This window comes from Nocardioides daejeonensis (genome assembly GCF_003194585.1).
GTDB classification, from domain to species: Bacteria; Actinomycetota; Actinomycetes; order Propionibacteriales; family Nocardioidaceae; genus Nocardioides; species Nocardioides daejeonensis.
In genome coordinates this window covers 165,599-182,913 of the sequence record NZ_QHKZ01000001.1, presented here as the reverse complement: position 1 = coordinate 182,913, position 17,315 = coordinate 165,599, and the positions used below count along the sequence as shown (strand labels likewise).

Here is a 17,315-nt window from a genome sequence, read left to right as displayed (position 1 = left end):
GCCGTGATCACCGCCATCGCCTTCGTCAACGCCGACGTCCACCGGATCCCCGAGGTGGCCGAGCAGATCGCCGCTCTCGAAGGCGTCAGCGAGGTCTACTCCGTCACGGGCCAGATAGACCTGATCGTCCTGGTGCGCGTGAGTCACATCGACGACGTGGCCGGCGTGATCGCCGACCGCCTCAACAAGATCGAAGGCGTCACCTCTACCGAGACCCACATCGCCTTCCGCACCTTCTCGCGTCACGACCTCGAGGCGGCGTTCTCACTCGGGCTCGACTAAACCACTCGACTGAACCAGGCGGCGAATTCGCACCACCTGGACATCTCCGCATGGCCCGATCGGGCCATCCCCCTCCAGAGCCCACGATGAACGACCTCCGCGTGACCTACTGTGACCGCACGTCCGGCGGTTCTAGGGGGAGTCATGTCCACGTGTCTGTCACGCCTTCGTGTCTCTGCTGCGTTGAGTGCAGCAGTCCTCGGGGTGGGAGCACTCACCTCTTTGCCCGCGCATGCGGCCCCGGGAGCACCTGGTGGGCTCTCCCCTACCGGCGAGGTGCAGGAGAACACGCCGGTGATCTCATGGACGCGACCGACCGGAGCCGCCAAGTTCGAGGTCCACATCGACGACGACCCGGGTTTCGGCTCCCCTGAGCTCTCCCTGACGACGGTCAACACAAGCGCCGTGCCCACGAAGCTCCTACGTGCTGGAGAGCAGAATGTCCGCGTGCGGGCCTTCGACAAGGCAGGCACGGCGGGCCCTTGGAGCGAGACGTCCTTCTTCATCGCCGACTTCGCCCCACCGAGCCCTGTGAGCCCCGCCAGTGGCGAGACGCTTGAGCAACCGGACAACCCGCCGCTTCTCTCGTGGACCCCCGTGGCCGGAGCAACCTCCTACGTCGTGGAGGTCGATCGTGAGGACGACTTCGTGGGCGTGGACTCATTCAAGACCGAGACCACGACGCTGCTCTATCCGAAGGCCCTGACCGCAACCCAGACGCCCTACTTCTGGCGGGTCAAGGCCATCAAGGCCAGCGGCATTGAGTCCGCCTTCTCCGAGGCCGCGAGCTTCAAGGTCACTCCCCTCCCGACTCCGACACCGGTCGACACCGGAGCCGACGTGCAGGACGTTGTCATGGACTGGGAACCGGTCCCTGGAGCCAAGTGGTACCAGGTACGGGTTGCACTCGACCAGGACTTCAACACCATCATCGACACCCAGACGAAGGTCCTGGGCACCCGCTACTCACCAGCGGTGACCTATGACAACAACCAGTACTTCTGGCAGGTGCGTCCGGTCGACCTGAACGGACAGGCTCCGGAGTGGCCGCTCGAGGCCCAGACGTTCCGTCGCTCGTGGCCCGACGCGCCGACCTTGGTGCATCCGAGCAACGGAGCCAGCACCTCCAGCGGGCTCTTCTATGAGTGGACCCCGGTTCCGCATGCGACGCAGTACCAGATCCAGTTCAGCACCGATGCCAACTTCTCGACCTCCAAGCTCTGCCAGACGGCAGGCACGACCTATACCCCGTTCGCCTATGCCACGGACGAGGCGAGGGGCACCGGTGTCATCCGGATCCCGCACGAGGAGTGCTACCCGAAGGAACCCGGCACCACCTACTACTGGCGCGTCCGCGCCCTCGACCTGCCGTTCAAGACGCCGGGCGTCGAAGGGATCTACTCCGAGACGCGCTCCTTCACCTGGGCAGACCCGGGCGTGGTGGTCCCGGACGCGGCACCGACCTCGCCCGTCACGGGGCAGTCGATCGCACTGACCGGCACCGGCTTCGCCGCCGGCCAGCAGTGCACCGACCGCAGCCCGAGCATCTGTGGAGACGTCCCATCGACCCCGGTCTTCAGGTGGGATGCTGTCCCCGGTGCCAACGAGTACCGCATCTACCTTGCCGAGGACAGCGAGTTCACCCAACTCCTTGAGCCGGTAGCCAAGATCGCATCCACCAGCAACACCATCTGGGCACCGACGATGGCCAGCGAGAAGTCCGCCTTCCCCGACAGCGAGGCCGGCGGCTCGTACTACTGGATGGTGCGCGCATGTGCACGGACCTCCCGAACCGTCGTCAAGTGCGGACCGAGCCCGATATCGATCCCTGGCATGGCCACCGGTCAGTTCCGCAAGGTCTCTCCGTCCGTCCAGGTGGATTCGACTGTGGTGACCGGCGCCAGCGAGGTCACGTTCAACTGGGCGGACTATCTCGCCACCAACCAGACCACGGCCTGGCGCGGCGCGAAGAGCAACCAGGCGGCGAAGCAGTACCGCATCCAGGTTGCCGACAACCCCAGCTTCACCAGTCCCCTGACCAATGCCACCGTCGACCAGACCACCTACACGGCACCGGACAAGCTCTACCCGGAGGGGAACCTCTACTGGCGTGTGCAGGCGATCGATGCGGACAACAACGCGCTGACCTGGTCGCCCGTGCAGACGTTCCAGAAGTCGACCGCCGCCGTGCAGCTGACCTCCCCGGGTGACGGCGAGTCGATCAGCGGCCTGGACGCCTTCCGCTGGGAGGCCCAGGCGTTCGCGGGCAGCTACGACATCGAGATCTACAAGGAGAACGACACGGCGTTCTCCAGCGTCAATCGGGTCGTCTCTGCAAAGGCAACGCAGAGCGCCTTCACCTGGGACCGCCAACTGCCGGCGAGCAATGTGCCCTACGTCTGGAGAGTCCGCCGCGCGGATGCCAGTGGCAACAAGGGACCGTGGAGCCGCACCGGTAGCTTCCGAGTCACAGGGTCCGCTCCCGAGCTGTTGAGTCCCAGCGACAAGGTCGACGTGAAAGCCGACGGGGCACGCTTCTCGTGGGCGCCCGTCGGTGCTGCCAGCAGCTATGAGCTGGAGATCCGCAGCACGTCCGGCACACGTAACTGGGCGACGATCAGCACTCCCGCGCTCGGGTGGGCCAACGACAAGGTCATTCCCGACGGCAGCTGGCAGTGGCGCGTGACCGCGAGGAACGCGCGCCGCAACCCGATCGGCACCTCTGGATGGCGCACCTTCTACACCGACGGAAACGCACCGAAGGTCGCCTCGGTCACACCCCGGAGTGTCGCCAAGGCCAAGAACTCCTTCAAGGCCACCTTCAACGAGCCCGTGAACGGGGTCTCGAAGAAGTCCATGAAGCTCTACGTCAAGGGCAGCAAGAAGGCCCTCAAGGCCAAAGTCAAGTACAAGGGCGTCACCGCCACCCTGAAGCCTGCCAAGAAGCTGAAGAAGGGCAAGACCTACACCGTCAAGCTCAGTTCTGCGATCAAGGACCGCAAGGGCAACCGCCTCACGCCCTACTCATGGTCTGTGCGCGTCTACTGAATCCGTGTGCGCGGCGGCTCAGACCGCCGCGCAGGCGGCAACCCAGCGCTCGAGCGCTGCGGTAGCCGCGCCCGAGTCGATCGCCTGAGCGGCGCGCTCCATACCGGCAGCGATCGCGGTGGTGAGGTCGTCGACCGCCCCACCATGCACGGCGAGCGCAGCACCGGCGTTCAGCACCACCGCGTCACGGACCGGGCCGGTCTCGCCGGCGAGCACGCGGCGTACGACATCGGCGTTGTGGCTCACGTCGCCACCGCGGAGCGCCTCGGCGGTCGCCGGGGCGATCCCCAGGGCACGCGGATCCAGCACCTCCGCGCGTACGCCGCCCTCCCCGACCACCCAGACGTGCGAGGTGGTCGTGGTGGTCAACTCGTCGAGTCCGTCGTCGCCGCGGAAGACCAGCGCATCGACGCCACGCGCCGCGAAGACTCCCGCCAGAACCTCGGCCATCCGCAGGTCGGCACAGCCGATGGCCTGCGCCGCCGGGCGTGCCGGGTTGGCGAGCGGCCCCAGGAAGTTGAAGAAGGTCGCGATCCCGAGCTCGGAGCGGGTCGCGCCCGCGTGCCGGAGCGCCGAGTGGAAGATCGGCGCGAAGCAGAAGGTGATGCCGGCCTGTCCGGCAACCGTGGCGACCTCGTCCGGCTTGAGGTCGAGACGCACGCCAAGGTGCTCCAAGACGTCCGCAGAACCGGCCTTCGACGAAGCCGAGCGGTTGCCGTGCTTGACGACCAGTGCTCCAGCGCCCGCGGCCACGATCGAGGACATGGTGGAGATGTTGACCGAGAAGGAGCGGTCACCTCCGGTGCCGACCACGTCGAGCGCGCGCCCGGACACGGTCAGCGGTGCCGCCTTGGCGAACATCGCCTCGATCAGGCCGCGGACCTCCTCGACCGTCTCACCCTTGCTGCGCAGTGCGACCGCGAAGCCCGCGATCTGCGAAGGCGTCGCCTCGCCGGCGAGGATCTCCCCCATCGCCCAACCCGCCCGGTCGGCGGAGATGTCCTGCCGCGAGACGAGGTCGGTGAGCAGCTGCGACCAGGTCGGCGTCATCGGGCCGGAACACGCGGGCGAAGCAGGCCGACGACCGCCTCAGCCAGCTGCAACGGGTCGATCGGGTGCGGCACGGCTGCCTCGGCGCGAGACCAGGTGGCCAACCAGGCGTCCTGGGGGCGGCCGGTCAGCACCAGCACCGGCGGGCACTTGTAGATCTCGTCCTTGAGCTGCTTGGCGATGCCCATCCCACCCGCAGGCACCGCCTCACCGTCGAGGATCACCAGGTCGATCGCGCCCGAGTCCATGTGCTGGATCACGACCGGCTCGGTGGCCACCTCGACGTACTCCGCCTCGGGCAGGTCCGGGTGCGGCCGTCGACCGAGCGCCAGGATCACCTGCTCCCGCGTGTTGACGTCGTCGCTGTAGACCAGGACCCGAAGGCGCGCAGCAGTGGTGTCAGTCACCCCGCGATGGTAGCCCGCGTCCAGCCCGGCGGTCGCGGGGGCTCACTGGTCGGCGGCCGACCCCGGTCCGGAGTCGCTCGCCACACCCTCCTGGGCCGCCCGCGCAGCGGCGCGCGCCTCCTCCCGGTCGAGACGCCGATCCACCTGCTCGGCCTCCTTCATCGACGACCGCACCCACTGGGCGAACAAGGTGGCGAAGAAGATCATCCCGATCGCGTCGCCCGACGCCCACAGGATCGCACCGGCCAGATGCTGGTCGGAGGCCATCGACGGGAGCCAGTCGGCCATCGGCCCCTCGCGCAGGGAGGCGTAGTGGTCTCCGCCGATGATGGTCTTCTGGTCCATGATCGTGATGCCGAGGAACGCGTGGAACGGCAGCGTGAGCAGCAACAGGAGCAGACGCATCGGATGGCTCACCCGGCCAGGCACCGGGTCGAGGCCCAACAGCGGCCAGAAGAAGAGCGTGCCGACGAGCACCAGGTGGATGTGCATCATCTGGTGCACGTACTCCGAGGTGAGCGACGCGTCGTACCAGCCGGAGAAGTAGAGCGCCCAGGGCGAGAGCACGTAGAGCGCGAGCGTGAAGGGCGGGAACGACAGCACCTTCGCCACCCGAGAATGGAGTACGGCGAGCAGCACCTTCTTCGGTCCCGTGCGGGTGCTCCCGGGCAGGGCCCGCAGCGCCAGCGTGACCGGGGCGCCCAGCGCGAGCGCGAGCGGCACCCACATCGACAGGATCATGTGCTGGACCATGTGGGTGCTGATCAGCACGGTGTCGTAGCGCGAGATGCCGCCCTGGGTGGCGAGGAAGAAGCCCCCCATGCCCGCCACCACGAACCAGAGGACCCGCGAGATCGGCCAGTCGTCGCCGCGACGGCGCAGCACATGGACGCCGTACAGGTAGAGCCCGGTGACCCAGACCCCCACCACGAAGAGGAACGGGTCCATCGACCACATCGTGACGGCCTTGCTCCAGGTGAACTCAGGGAGGTCGGCAGAGGCCGGTGACGCGGTGATTTGAAGGACTCCAAGCACGATGTGAACTTTATGACGCCCACAAACCGGGGGTCGGGGTGCCCTCGGCAACCGATACGTACATAATGAGGCCCGTGGCGACTGCAACTGCGATTCCGGCGTCCCGTCTTCACGGGCATCACGACCGTCCTGGCATGGTCAGCGTGGGAACGATCATCTGGCTCTCCAGCGAGCTGATGTTCTTTGCCGCGCTGTTCGCTTGCTACTTCACCATCCGGGCCCAAAGCCCGGACCTCTGGGCCAGCCAGACGGAGCTGCTGAACATCCCGTTCTCGACGGCGAACACCACGATCCTGGTGCTCTCCTCGGTGGCCTGCCAGCTCGGCGTCTTCGCCGCGGAGCGCGGCCAGGTGGGCCGCACCGGCTCCCTGCTGCAGGTCAACAAGTGGGGACTGCGCGAGTGGTTCATCCTGACCTTCATCATGGGCGCGATCTTCATCGGCGGTCAGGCGACCGAGTACGCCGAGCTGGTGCACGAGGGCGTGACGCTCTCCTCCAACGCCTACGGCTCCGTCTTCTACCTGACCACCGGGTTCCACGGCATCCACGTGACCGGCGGCTTGATCGCCTTCCTCTTCGTGCTCGGCCGCACCTACATGGCGCGCCGCTTCACACATGAGCAGGCGGTCAGCGCGGTCGTCGTGTCCTACTACTGGCACTTCGTCGACGTGGTGTGGATCGGCCTCTTCGCGACCATCTACCTGATCAAGTAGCACCCGACCGTCAAGATCAAGGACTGAATTCGTGCGTTTCCTGAACCGCTCCGCAGGCCGGCTGTCGCGTCATCGCCGCAGCCGCGTGGCGGGCCTCCTGGTCATGCTGCTCGGGCTGCTCTTCATGGGCGGCCTCTACCAGGTCGTCCTCTCCCCCTCCAACGCGGACACCCAGACCAAGTCCGACGAGGAGCTGATCAAGGAGGGCCGCGAGCTCTTCCTGGTCGGCTGCGCCTTCTGCCACGGCCAGAACGGCGAGGGCATCAAGAGCGCCGATGGCCAGTACGGCCCCTCGCTCGTCGGCGTTGGCGGCGCAGCCGTCAACTTCCAGGTCTCCACCGGCCGGATGCCCATGCAGAACCCGGGCCAGCAGGCGCCCGCCAAGGAGCCGGTCTACAGCGAGGACGAGATCGACGCCCTGTCGGCGTACGTCGCCTCGCTCGGCCCTGGCCCCGAGGTGCCGACCGCAGCCGAGTACGACATCGACAAGTACGGCCTGAGTGCCGACGAGCGTCGTGACGCGGTTGTCCGCGGCGGTCAGCTCTTCCTGACCAACTGCACCGCCTGCCACAACTTCGACGGCTCCGGTGGCGCCATGCCGTGGGGCAAGTACGCGCCGAGCCTGCGCAGCACCAGCGAGAAGAACCTCTACCAGGCCATGCTCACCGGCCCGCAGCAGATGCCCGTCTTCTCCGACGAGGTCATGCTCCCGCAGGACAAGGCCTCGATCATCGCCTACCTCGAGTCCATCAAGGAGGAGCCGTCGCACGGCGGCTTCGGCCTCGGTGGTCTGGGCCCCGTCAGCGAGGGCATGTTCGCCTGGCTGTTCGGCATCGGTGGCCTGGTCGGCTTCGCCTACTGGATCGCCGCCCACACCACCCGCTCCACCAAGACCAAGTCCAGTGAGGGGACGCAAGCGTGACCGACCAGACCGACAACCTCCCGGTCGAGGAGCCGATCGCCAACCCGGGCCTCCCGGAGCACCACTGGCGACCGACTGACGTCGACCCGGCCGCCGAACGGCGTGCCGAGCGGCAGGTGGCCTCGTTCTTCCTGCTCTCCGTCGTGTGTGCGGTGCTTTTCATCGTGGCCTACTTCACGATCGAGCCGGGCGACACCTTCATGCACATGGGTGCCATGAACGTCGCCCTGGGCAGCTCACTGGGCTTCGCCCTGCTCTTCATCGGCATCGGAGTCATCCAGTGGGCACGCAAGCTCATGGGCGACCACGAGATCTCCGAGCTCCGCCACCCGGCGTCCTCCTCCGAGGAGGACCGGGCCGCCACCATCGCCGCCCTCCAGCAGGGCCTGGAGGAGTCCGGGCTCGGACGCCGGCCGCTGGTGCGCAACACCATGCTCCTCGCGATGGGCGTCGTGGGCCTTCCGCTCATCGTCGGCCTGCGCGACCTCGGTCCGCTGCCGGGCAAGAAGCTCGAGCGCACCGTGTGGAAGAAAGGCACCCGCATCGTCAACGACGTGACCGGGCGTTGGATCCGTCCCACCGACCTGGAGATCGGCCAGTTGGTGAACGCCGAGCCCGAGGGCCTCGTACACCCGCCGGACGCCGAGCACCTCGCCGGTCTGGAGAAGCGTGGCGGCGAAGTCCTCGAGGGCGTCGACCTGCAGGTCGAGAAGGCCAAGTCGGCCGTCATCATCGTCCGGATGGAGCCGAAGGACATCACCGACGAGACCCAGAACTGGGGTCACGAGGGCATCCTGTGCTACTCCAAGATCTGCACCCACGTGGGTTGCCCGATCGCCTTGTGGGAGCAGCAGACGCACCACCTGCTGTGCCCCTGCCACCAGTCGACCTTCGACCTCGGCGACAAGGGTCGCGTGGTCTTCGGTCCGGCTGCGCGCGCGCTGCCGATGCTCCCGATCGAGGTGGACGAGGACGGCTACCTGGCCGCTCGCCACGGCTTCTTGGAGCCGGTCGGACCGAGCTACTGGGAGCGCAACTCGCCTTCTTACTGGGAGAAGAAGGAGAAGAAGTTCTTTGAGGAGGAGGCCAAGTGAGTACGGCACCCGTGGCCAACACCAACGGCAAGCAGGCCACCTCGGCCGGCAAGCCGAGCAAGGGCACCCGCGTCGTCGGCTGGGCTGACGAGCGCCTCGGCCTCGCCACCGCTGCGAAGAAGAACCTGCGCAAGGTCTTCCCCGACCACTGGTCGTTCATGCTCGGCGAGATCGCTCTGTGGAGCTTCGTCGTCCTGCTGCTCACCGGCGTCTTCCTTACGCTGTGGTTCCGCCCTTCGATGGCGGAAGTCGAGTACATGGGCACCTACGAGCAGCTCCGCGGTCTGCACATGTCCGAGGCGTTCGTCTCGACGATGAACATCTCGTTCGACGTGCGCGGCGGTCTGCTCATGCGGCAGATGCACCACTGGGCCGCGATGCTCTTCATCGCCTCGATGCTCGTCCACATGATGCGCGTCTTCCTGACCGGCGCCTTCCGCAAGCCGCGTGAGGTCAACTGGGTCATCGGCGGCGTACTGATCCTGCTGGGCATCCTTGAGGGCTTCTCCGGCTACTCGCTCCCCGACGACCTGCTCTCCGGCACCGGTATGCGGATCGCCCAGGGCCTGGTCCAGGCGACGCCGGTGCTCGGCACCTACATGTCGTTCTTCATGTTCGGCGGCGAGTTCCCAGGCGACGCGGTCATCTCGCGCCTCTACATGGTGCACATCCTGTTGCTGCCGGCGCTCATCCTCGCGCTGATCGCCGCCCACATGCTGCTGCTCGTCTACCACAAGCACACGCAGTGGCCTGGCCCTGGCCGCACCGAGGAGAACGTCGTCGGCTACCCGATGCTCCCGGTCTACATGGCCAAGGCTGGCGGCTTCTTCTTCATCGTGTTCGGTTTCTCCGCCTTCATGGGTGGCTTGATGACCATCAACCCGGTGTGGAAGTACGGCCCGTACGACCCGACCAAGGTCACCGCGGGCTCGCAGCCCGACTGGTACATGGGTATCGCCGAAGGCACGCTGCGCATCATGCCCGGCATCGAGTCTCACTTCCTCGGGGTCACACTCTCGTGGAACATCTTGATCCCCGGCATGATCGCGCCGATCGCCCTGCTCGCTACGGTGCTTGCGTGGCCGTTCCTGGAGGCCTGGGTGACCGGCGACAAGCGGGAGCACCACCTGTTGCAGCGTCCGCGCAACGCTCCGACGCGTACGGCGTTCCTCGTCGCCATGATGAGCCTCTACGGCCTGCTGTGGATCGGCGGCGGTAACGACGTCCTCGCCGTGCTGTTCCACCTCAACCTGAACCACATCACCTGGTTCCTGCGGGCCGCGATCTTCATCATCCCGCCACTGGTGTTCATCTTCGTCAAGCGTTGGTGCATCTCGCTCCAGCGTCACGACAACGAGATGCTGCTCCACGGCTACGAGACCGGCATCATCATGCGCTCCGCCGAGGGCGGCTACAGCGAGCGGCACCTGCCGGTCAGCGACGACCGCGCCTACACCATCACGGCGCGTGACCGGGACGAGATCTACGACCCGGCCACCGACGTGGACGCCAACGGTGTCGCCGCCCCGGGCGGTCGCGCCACGGCATTGCGGGAGAAGCTGTCGCAGGCCATGTTCGCCGACAACGTGCAGAAGCCGACCGCGGAGGAGCTCGAAGAGGGCCACCACCACGCCGAGCACGAGCACGAGCTCGAAGCTGGTCTCGACCACGCTGCCGACGGACACCAGTTCGACGGCCGCCACCCGGTCGAGGGCGAGGAACTGCGCAAGCACTGATCCGCCTGGAAGCACCTGACGAGAGGCCCCGGAGCATCATGCTCCGGGGCCTCTCGCTATCGCTTCGGGAATCAGCGGCCGCCGAACGGCGTTGGGTCGATATCGTCAAACTTTCAATGAATGCCGGAGGTAGGAATGACCACGGAGCTGCAGTTCGGCCTCGACACATTCGGTGACGTCACCGTGGATCTGGCCGGGGCCCCGCTCCCCCAGCACCAGGTGATCCGCAATGTCCTCGCCGAGGCCGTCCTGGCCGACGAGGTGGGCGTCGACGCGTTCGGCGTGGGCGAGCACCACCGCGACGACTACGCGGTCAGCGCGCCGGACGTGGTGCTGGCAGCGGCCGCCGCGCGTACCTCCCGGATCACCCTGGGCACGGCCGTGACCGTGCTGAGCTCCGACGACCCGATCCGGGTCTACGAGCGCTTCGCCACGCTGGATGCGCTCTCGGACGGTCGCGCCGAGGTGACGCTCGGCCGCGGTTCCTTCACCGAGTCGTTCCCGCTCTTCGGTCTTGACCTGAACGACTACGAGCGGCTCTTCGAGGAGAAGCTCGACCTCTTCGCCGCGCTGCGCTCCGAGGACAAGGTCGCCTGGCAGGGCAGCATCCGTACGCCCCTGGAGCCCACCCACGTCCACCCCAAGACGGCGCGCGGCACGCTGCCTGCCTGGATCGGGGTCGGAGGCTCACCGGAGTCGGTCGTCCGCGCAGCCCGCTACGGCTTCCCGATGATGCTCGCCATCATCGGAGGCGACCCCGCCCGCTTCGCGCCGTACGTCGAGCTCTACCGGCACGCCCTCGAGCAGCTGGAGCAACCGATCCTGCCCATCGGCGTCCACTCCCCCGGCTTCGTCGCCGCGAGCGACGACGAGGCACGCGAGCTGCTCTACCCCCACTTCCAGGCGAACCGGAACCGGATCGGCCGCGAACGTGGCTGGGGGCCGGCGACGCGCGCCCAGTACGACGCCGAGGTCGACCATGGCTCCCTGTACGTCGGCTCCCCCGAGACGGTCGCCCAGAAGATCGCCGCCACCGTACGCACCCTGGGCGTGAGCCGCTTCGACCTGAAGTACAGCAACGGCACCATGCCCCACGAGCACCTGATGGAGACCATCCGCCTCTACGGCACCGAAGTCGTCCCCCGCGTTCGCGAGCTTCTCACGTGAGGGCGGAGCCCTGCTTCCAGTCCTTGAAGCCGAGGTTCCAGTCGCCGTAGCCGTTCTCAAGGGTCATGGGGCGGTCGGTGCCGGTGTATTCGACGACGTCGCCGCGGCGGCTCATGTCGTAGAGGAAGCCGGCGTCGGCGGTGCTCATGCCGGTGCAGCCGTGGGAGACGTTGGCGTGTCCCTGGGAGCCGACGGACCAGGGCGCGGCGTGGATGAACTCACCGGAGTAGGTGACTCGCATGGCGTACTCGACATCGTCGATGTCATAGGACTCCGAGCTACCCGCCGGAATGCCGACGGTCTCCGAGCGCATCCTCCGGTAGCGGAACTTCTCCATGATGACCTTCGTGCCCGAGCGGGTCACGAAGCCCGACTTGCCGGTCGTTATCGGGAAGGTCCGGATCAGCTTGCCGTTGGTGAAGACCTTCATCTGATGGGTCTGGGCGTTGACCCGGTAGACGTGCGAATCGCCGACAGTGAAGTGCACGGTGCGCGACTCCTGGCCGTAGCGCCCGTCGCCGGCCGGGACGCTGTTGACGTCCGCCTCGATGGTCACCTCGGTCCCCGGCTTCCAGTACGACGCGGGGCGCCAGTGCACCTCGGTGTCGGAGATCCAGCGCCAGGCGCCCTTCTGAGCGGGCTCACTGGTCACGCTGAGGTGCTTCTCGATCGAGGCGCGATCGGTCACCGGGAGGTCGAAGGTGACGATCGCCGGCATGCCGACACCGACGGTCTCACCCTCGAGGGGCGCGACGGACGGATAGACCTGCTGGTCGAGCGTGAGGTCGACGGTGGTGAAGCGGCGGCGTACGGTCGTCTGCTCGCCGTCGGTCGAGCGCACCTCCGTCGTGACGACGTACGACGTCCCGGGCTCCAGTCGCTCGGCGGCCGTCCACGAGGCACCGTCGTCGCTCACCTCTCCCGCGATGGTCGCACCGTCTGCACTCCGCAGCCGAACCGCAGCCAGCGTGCCGCCGGAGACGTCGACGTTGACCAGGCGGTCGACAGGGACCGGCTTCGTCTTGTTGACGTTGACGGTGACGCGGGCAGGCTCCGCAGCCGCGGGGCTGTCGTCACGGTGGCCCGGGTCGGAGGCGCCGTCCGAGCTCTTGTCACCCTGGCAGCCGACGGCGAAGGTGCCCACCAGTGCCAGGCCGACCCCCAGCGCAACGGATCGGCGCAGGCGGTGGTGGTGGAACGACATGGACTCCCCCGTCAGATGCGACAGACAACAACTGACTCAGGGTAACGCCAGCAGCAAAGCCTGACGGCCCCGCCGATGAGTGAAGGTGATCACCTCGGACGGGGCCGTCAGGCTTGTCGAATCAGTGCGCGTGCTCTCCGCGGTAGAACTCGAACACCCAGCCGATGAGCGCCAGGGTGCCCAGGAAGAGCCCGATGATGAGCAACCACCAGGCGGCCAGCGCGATCGCGAAGGTGCAGGTCGCCATGGTCAGCGCGCACCACAGCGGCCACCACGAGTAGGGCGGGAAGAAGCCCAGCTCACCGGCGCCGTCGGCGATCTCGCCGTCCTTGCGGTCCTCCGGACGCGGCTCCATGCGCCGGGCGTGGAAGCCCAGGTAGAGGGAGATCATCGCGACCAGCAGTGCGGTCATGGTGAGTGCCGTGGTGCCGGCCCAGTCGGGACCGTGCTCGTTGATCGCGTCGGTCGCGAACCAGTAGGCGGGGGCGACGAGCGCGAAGAAGATCGTGCACGCCACGAAGACCCAAGTCTCAGCCTTCATCAGTTCTTGTCCTCCGTGCCCTCGGTGCGTTCCTTCAGCATCTCCTCGCGCCCCTCCACGTCCGGCGCGTCGGCCAGGTCACCACGACGCTCGGCGTCGTTGTGGGCCAGCTCCAGCGCGGCGATCTCGGGGTGGTGCAGGTCGAACGCCGGCGACTCCGAGCGGATCCGCGGGATCGAGACGAAGTTGTGGCGCGGCGGCGGGCAGCTGGTGGCCCACTCGAGCGAGCGACCCCAGCCCCACGGGTCGTCCACGACGACCTTCGGGCCCTTCGAGGACACGTAGACGTTGTAGAGGAACGGCAGCGTCGAGGCGGCGAGCAGGAAGGCACCCACCGTCGAGACCTGGTTGAGGACGGTGAAGCCGTCATCGGGCAGGTAGTCGACGTAGCGACGCGGCATGCCCTCGACACCCAGCCAGTGCTGGACCAGGAAGGTGAGGTGGAAGCCGACGAACAGCAGCCAGAAGTGGATCTTGCCGAGACGCTCGTCGAGCATCCGCCCGGTCATCTTCGGCCACCAGAAGTAGAAGCCGGCGAACATCGCGAACACCACGGTGCCGAAGACCACGTAGTGGAAGTGCGCCACCACGAAGTAGGAGTCGGAGACGTGGAAGTCCAGCGGCGGGCTCGCCAGGATCACACCGGTCAGACCACCGAAGAGGAAGGTGGTGAGGAAGCCGATCGACCAGAGCATCGGGGTGTCGAACGAGAGGGATCCACCCCACATCGTGCCGATCCAGTTGAAGAACTTCACCCCTGTCGGCACAGCGATCAGGAACGTCATGCCGGAGAAGAACGGCAGATTGACCTCACCGGTGACGAACATGTGGTGGGCCCACACGGCGATCGACAGGGTGGCGATGGCCAGGGTGGCGCCGACCAAGCCGACGTAGCCGAAGATCGGCTTGCGGCTGAAGACCGGCAGGATCTCGGTCACGATGCCGAAGAACGGCAGCGCGATGATGTAGACCTCAGGGTGCCCGAAGAACCAGAAGAGGTGCTGCCAGAGGATCGCGCCACCATGCTGCGCGTCGAAGATCCGGGCATCGAAGAGACGGTCGGCCTCCAGCGACAGCAGCGCACCACCGAGGATCGGGAAGGCGATCAGGACCAGGATGCTGGTGATCAGCGTGTTCCACACGAAGATCGGCATCCGGAACATGGTCATGCCGGGGGCCCGCATGCAGATGATCGTGGTGATGAAGTTGACCGCACCGAGGATGGTTCCGATACCGGCCATCCACAGACCCATGATCCACAGGTCGCCGCCGATGCCCGGGGAGCGCAACGAGCTCGACAGCGGCGCGTAGCCGAACCAGCCGAAGCTGGCCGCACCCTGGGGGGTGAGGAAGCCGGAGGCGGCGATCAGACCACCGAAGAGGAACAGCCAGTAGCTGAACATGTTCAGCCGCGGGAACGCGACATCGGGCGAGCCGATCTGGATCGGCATGATCACGTTGGCGAACCCGAAGAAGAGCGGGGTCGCGAACAGCAGCAGCATGATCGTGCCGTGCATCGTGAACAGCTGGTTGTAGGTCTCGTCGCTGACGATCTGGTTGCCCGGGAAGGCCAGCTCGGAGCGGATCACCAGCGCCATCAGGCCGCCCAGTAGGAACCAGACGAACGAGGTGACGAGGTACATCTTGCCGATCAGCTTGTGATCGGTGGTGGTCAGCAGGCGCATGACCTGCTGACCGAGCGGCTTGCGACCGGTGAGCTCACTGGTCGCAGGAGTAGCCGTGGCGGTCACTTCTCGCCTCCGTCACTGTGGTGGGACAAGGCCTCGGCCAGACCCTTCTGCGTGGCCGCATCGGCACCGCCGAGCAGCGGCTGCTCCGCGAAGTGGCCCTGGGCCTTCTGGTCTTCGAGGTACTTCTGGTAGTCAGCCTGGCTGACGACCTCGACGTTGAAGAGCATGCGTGCGTGGTAGGTGCCGCAGAGCTCGGCACACTTGCCCATGAACGTGCCCTCCTTGGTGGTGGTCACCTGGAAGGAGTTGCGATCCTCACCGGACTGGCCGGGGATGACGTCCATCTTCATCAGGAAGCCGGGGATCCAGAAGGAGTGGATCACGTCGGGCGAGGAGAGCTTGAACTCGATGGTCTGGTCGACCGGCAGCACGAGCGTGGGGATCTTGGAGGCGGTACCCGCCTCGTAGACGACCTCACCGCCGGGCTCGGCGTCACCGTAGGAATGGTTGAAGGTCCACGACCACTGCTGGGCGGTGACCTCGACCATCACGTCCGGGTTGTCGACCTCATCCAGGACCTTGTCCTGCACGGTGACGGTCCAGTAGAAGAACACGACCACGGCGAAGATCGGCACGATGGTGTAGAGCACCTCGAGCGGCAGGTTGTAGCGCGTCTGGACCGGGATCTCGTCCTCGCTGCGGCGCCGGTAGCGGCCGGCGACCCAGAAGATCAGGCCCCAGACGAGGACACCGGTGACCAGGAGGGCGACCCACGCCCACTTCCACAGGTCGGCGATGTGCTCAGCCTGTTCGGTGCCCGGCGAATTCGCCGGCATGGCCCAACGCTTGGCCTGAGCCTTGTCCTCGGCGTTACAGGCGCCGAGCAAAAGTAGGGTGAGACCAAGCGCCAAACCCAGGCCCACACGTTGGGCACGCTTGGGGAGTTGCAGACCCACGAACGAGCCTCTCTCTCGAACTGCACGGATGAACCGAACATTAGCGGACGCCGGGCCCGGTGTCCGTGGCAGGTGCCCGGTAGGTTCCAGCTGTGATCTTTCCCTCGGCGTCCGCGCCGGTCCATCTGGACGCGGCGGCGGGCGAGCCACTCCACCCGGCCGCACGCGAGACCCTGCTCGCCGCCCTGGACGCGGGGTACGCCGATCCACGCCGTCTGCACCGCGCCGGACGGCAGGCCCGCCTCCTCCTCGACAACGCCCGCGAGGTGGTCGCGCAGTGTCTCGAGGTGCGGCCCGACGAGGTCGTCTTCACACCGAGCGGCACCCACGCCGTACATCTGGGCGTCCTCGGGCTGCTTGCTGGACGGGCGCGGGTCTCCGACCTGCTGCTGCACGGCGCCGTCGAGCACTCCTCGGTGATGCACGCCGCCCAGTGGCACGAGGGCCGCGGCGGTCGGGCAGCAGCACTGCCGGTCGACCGCCTCGGTCGGGTCATCGCGGAGACGCCCGCGGAGCTGGCGGACGTCGTACCGGCCGTGGTCGCCGTGCAGGCCGCGAACCACGAGGTCGGAACCGTGCAGCCCGTCGCCGAGGTGGCGGCGCGGTGGGATGCGCCGCTCTTCATGGACGCCTGCGCCTCCGCCGGACGGCTGCCGTTGCCACCGGGCTGGGCCGCGGCAGCCGTCTCGGCGCACAAGTGGGGCGGTCCAGCCGGGGTGGGCGCCCTCCTCCTCCGCAAGGGCGCTCGCTGGCGGCCGCCCTTCCCCGGTGACGACCGGGTCGACGAGCGGGCCACCGGCTTCGAGAACGTGCCGGCAGCGCTCGCCGCCGCAGCCGCCCTGCAAGCCGTGACCGAGACACGGGATGCAGAGATCGCCTGGCAGCACACCCTCATCGACCGGGTACGCCGCGAGGTCGCCCGGATCCCCGACGTCGAGGTGGTGGGAGATCCCGACGACCGCCTCCCCCACCTGGTCACCTTCTCCTGCCTCTACGTCGACGGCGAGGCGCTGGTCACGGAGCTGGACCGGCTCGGCTTCGAGATCTCCTCGGGCTCCGCCTGCACCGCCTCGACCCTGGAACCGAGCCATGTGCTGGCCGCGATGGGCGTGCTCACCCACGGCAACGTCCGGCTCTCCCTCACCAGGAGCACCACCGAGGCCGAGATCGACGCGTTCCTGTCGGCGTTGCCCGGTGTCGTCGAGCGGCTCCGCGCGGAGGTGGGCATGTGACCGCGCTGGAGGGCCGGATCCTCGACTGCCGGGGCATGCGTTGCCCTGCACCGATCATCCACCTGGGCCGGGCACTGCCCGATGTGGCGATCGGCGAGTACCTCGGGGTCGCGGCCACCGACGTCGCCGCGCGGGTCGACGTACCGGCGTTCGCGCGTATGCGCGGTCAGACGTACGCCGGGGAGACCGTCGCAGACGACGGCGTCCCGGTGTACTGGGTACGCCGGGACGCCTGAG

Annotated in this window: 16 protein-coding genes; 9 read left to right on the top strand and 7 right to left on the bottom strand. The window is 67.3% G+C overall.

Annotation, left to right across the window (positions count from 1 at the left end; all coding sequences use genetic code 11):
* Nucleotides 1–3 precede the first annotated feature (3 nt).
* Nucleotides 4–282, top strand: coding sequence for an Lrp/AsnC family transcriptional regulator (locus DNK54_RS00860; protein WP_110205074.1), 279 nt, complete (start codon nucleotides 4–6; stop codon nucleotides 280–282).
* A 294-nt stretch (nucleotides 283–576) separates the two neighbouring features.
* The gene (locus tag DNK54_RS00855) at nucleotides 577–3,330 is read left to right on the top strand and encodes an Ig-like domain-containing domain (RefSeq protein ID WP_162602255.1); all 2,754 of its coding nucleotides are present in this window, start codon (nucleotides 577–579) and stop codon (nucleotides 3,328–3,330) included.
* A gap of 18 nt (nucleotides 3,331–3,348) precedes the next feature.
* On the opposite strand, the gene trpD is transcribed toward DNK54_RS00855, so the two are convergent.
* From trpD to DNK54_RS00840, 3 genes are read right to left on the bottom strand one after another with little or no spacing between them, the layout of a single operon-like run.
* A complete protein-coding gene (gene trpD / locus DNK54_RS00850; RefSeq protein WP_110205072.1) occupies nucleotides 3,349–4,380 on the bottom strand; it encodes an anthranilate phosphoribosyltransferase in 1,032 nt (343 codons plus the stop codon).
* Nucleotides 4,377–4,787, bottom strand: coding sequence for an Rv3143 family two-component system response regulator (locus DNK54_RS00845; RefSeq protein ID WP_110205071.1), 411 nt, complete (start codon nucleotides 4,785–4,787; stop codon nucleotides 4,377–4,379). The genes trpD and DNK54_RS00845 overlap by 4 nt, the downstream gene beginning before the upstream one ends.
* Before the next feature lie 42 nt (nucleotides 4,788–4,829).
* On the bottom strand, nucleotides 4,830–5,822 hold the full coding sequence (locus tag DNK54_RS00840) for a cytochrome c oxidase assembly protein (protein WP_239459838.1): 993 nt from the start codon (nucleotides 5,820–5,822) through the stop codon (nucleotides 4,830–4,832).
* A 65-nt stretch (nucleotides 5,823–5,887) separates the two neighbouring features.
* On the opposite strand from DNK54_RS00840, the gene ctaE reads away from it, so the two are divergent.
* From ctaE to DNK54_RS00815, 5 genes are all read left to right on the top strand, one after another.
* Nucleotides 5,888–6,535, top strand: coding sequence for an aa3-type cytochrome oxidase subunit III (ctaE, locus tag DNK54_RS00835; protein ID WP_110205069.1), 648 nt, complete (start codon nucleotides 5,888–5,890; stop codon nucleotides 6,533–6,535).
* 31 nt (nucleotides 6,536–6,566) lie between these two features.
* A complete protein-coding gene (gene qcrC, locus DNK54_RS00830) occupies nucleotides 6,567–7,457 on the top strand; it encodes a cytochrome bc1 complex diheme cytochrome c subunit (protein WP_239459837.1) in 891 nt (296 codons plus the stop codon).
* Nucleotides 7,454–8,551, top strand: coding sequence for a cytochrome bc1 complex Rieske iron-sulfur subunit (gene qcrA / locus DNK54_RS00825; RefSeq protein WP_110205068.1), 1,098 nt, complete (start codon nucleotides 7,454–7,456; stop codon nucleotides 8,549–8,551). Before qcrC ends, qcrA begins: the two co-directional genes overlap by 4 nt.
* Nucleotides 8,548–10,287, top strand: coding sequence for a cytochrome bc1 complex cytochrome b subunit (qcrB, locus tag DNK54_RS00820; RefSeq protein WP_110205067.1), 1,740 nt, complete (start codon nucleotides 8,548–8,550; stop codon nucleotides 10,285–10,287). Before qcrA ends, qcrB begins: the two co-directional genes overlap by 4 nt.
* 135 nt (nucleotides 10,288–10,422) lie before the next feature.
* A complete protein-coding gene (locus DNK54_RS00815) occupies nucleotides 10,423–11,454 on the top strand; it encodes an LLM class flavin-dependent oxidoreductase (RefSeq protein ID WP_110205066.1) in 1,032 nt (343 codons plus the stop codon).
* On the opposite strand, the gene DNK54_RS00810 is transcribed toward DNK54_RS00815, so the two are convergent.
* The 4 genes from DNK54_RS00810 to ctaC form a co-directional block, all read right to left on the bottom strand.
* Nucleotides 11,447–12,658, bottom strand: coding sequence for a L,D-transpeptidase (locus DNK54_RS00810; RefSeq protein WP_110205065.1), 1,212 nt, complete (start codon nucleotides 12,656–12,658; stop codon nucleotides 11,447–11,449). The two genes, DNK54_RS00815 and DNK54_RS00810, sit on opposite strands and share 8 nt — an antisense overlap.
* Before the next feature lie 121 nt (nucleotides 12,659–12,779).
* Nucleotides 12,780–13,199, bottom strand: coding sequence for a cytochrome c oxidase subunit 4 (locus DNK54_RS00805; RefSeq protein ID WP_110205064.1), 420 nt, complete (start codon nucleotides 13,197–13,199; stop codon nucleotides 12,780–12,782).
* Complete coding sequence (gene ctaD / locus DNK54_RS00800) at nucleotides 13,199–14,884, bottom strand: aa3-type cytochrome oxidase subunit I (protein WP_110205742.1); 1,686 nt, start codon at nucleotides 14,882–14,884, stop codon at nucleotides 13,199–13,201. The genes DNK54_RS00805 and ctaD overlap by 1 nt, the downstream gene beginning before the upstream one ends.
* A gap of 62 nt (nucleotides 14,885–14,946) precedes the next feature.
* Complete coding sequence (ctaC, locus tag DNK54_RS00795) at nucleotides 14,947–15,813, bottom strand: aa3-type cytochrome oxidase subunit II (protein ID WP_476739113.1); 867 nt, start codon at nucleotides 15,811–15,813, stop codon at nucleotides 14,947–14,949.
* A gap of 125 nt (nucleotides 15,814–15,938) precedes the next feature.
* On the opposite strand from ctaC, the gene DNK54_RS00790 reads away from it, so the two are divergent.
* Nucleotides 15,939–17,078 carry a cysteine desulfurase family protein gene (locus DNK54_RS00790; protein WP_239459836.1) on the top strand — a complete coding sequence of 380 codons (1,140 nt, stop codon included), beginning with the start codon at nucleotides 15,939–15,941 and terminating at the stop codon, nucleotides 17,076–17,078.
* A complete protein-coding gene (locus DNK54_RS00785; RefSeq protein ID WP_239459835.1) occupies nucleotides 17,075–17,314 on the top strand; it encodes a sulfurtransferase TusA family protein in 240 nt (79 codons plus the stop codon). Before DNK54_RS00790 ends, DNK54_RS00785 begins: the two co-directional genes overlap by 4 nt.
* Nucleotide 17,315: the final 1 nt, after the last annotated feature.

Excerpts from the sequence above, each read along its gene's own strand:
- trpD (WP_110205072.1), bottom strand. The coding sequence starts at position 4,380 with ATGACGCCGACCTGGTCGCAGCTGCTCACCGACCTCGTCTCGCGGCAG.
- ctaE (WP_110205069.1), top strand. The coding sequence starts at position 5,888 with ATGAGGCCCGTGGCGACTGCAACTGCGATTCCGGCGTCCCGTCTTCAC.
- DNK54_RS00815 (WP_110205066.1), top strand. The coding sequence starts at position 10,423 with ATGACCACGGAGCTGCAGTTCGGCCTCGACACATTCGGTGACGTCACC.
- DNK54_RS00810 (WP_110205065.1), bottom strand. The coding sequence starts at position 12,658 with ATGTCGTTCCACCACCACCGCCTGCGCCGATCCGTTGCGCTGGGGGTC.
- DNK54_RS00805 (WP_110205064.1), bottom strand. The coding sequence starts at position 13,199 with ATGAAGGCTGAGACTTGGGTCTTCGTGGCGTGCACGATCTTCTTCGCG.
- ctaD (WP_110205742.1), bottom strand. The coding sequence starts at position 14,884 with ATGCGCCTGCTGACCACCACCGATCACAAGCTGATCGGCAAGATGTAC.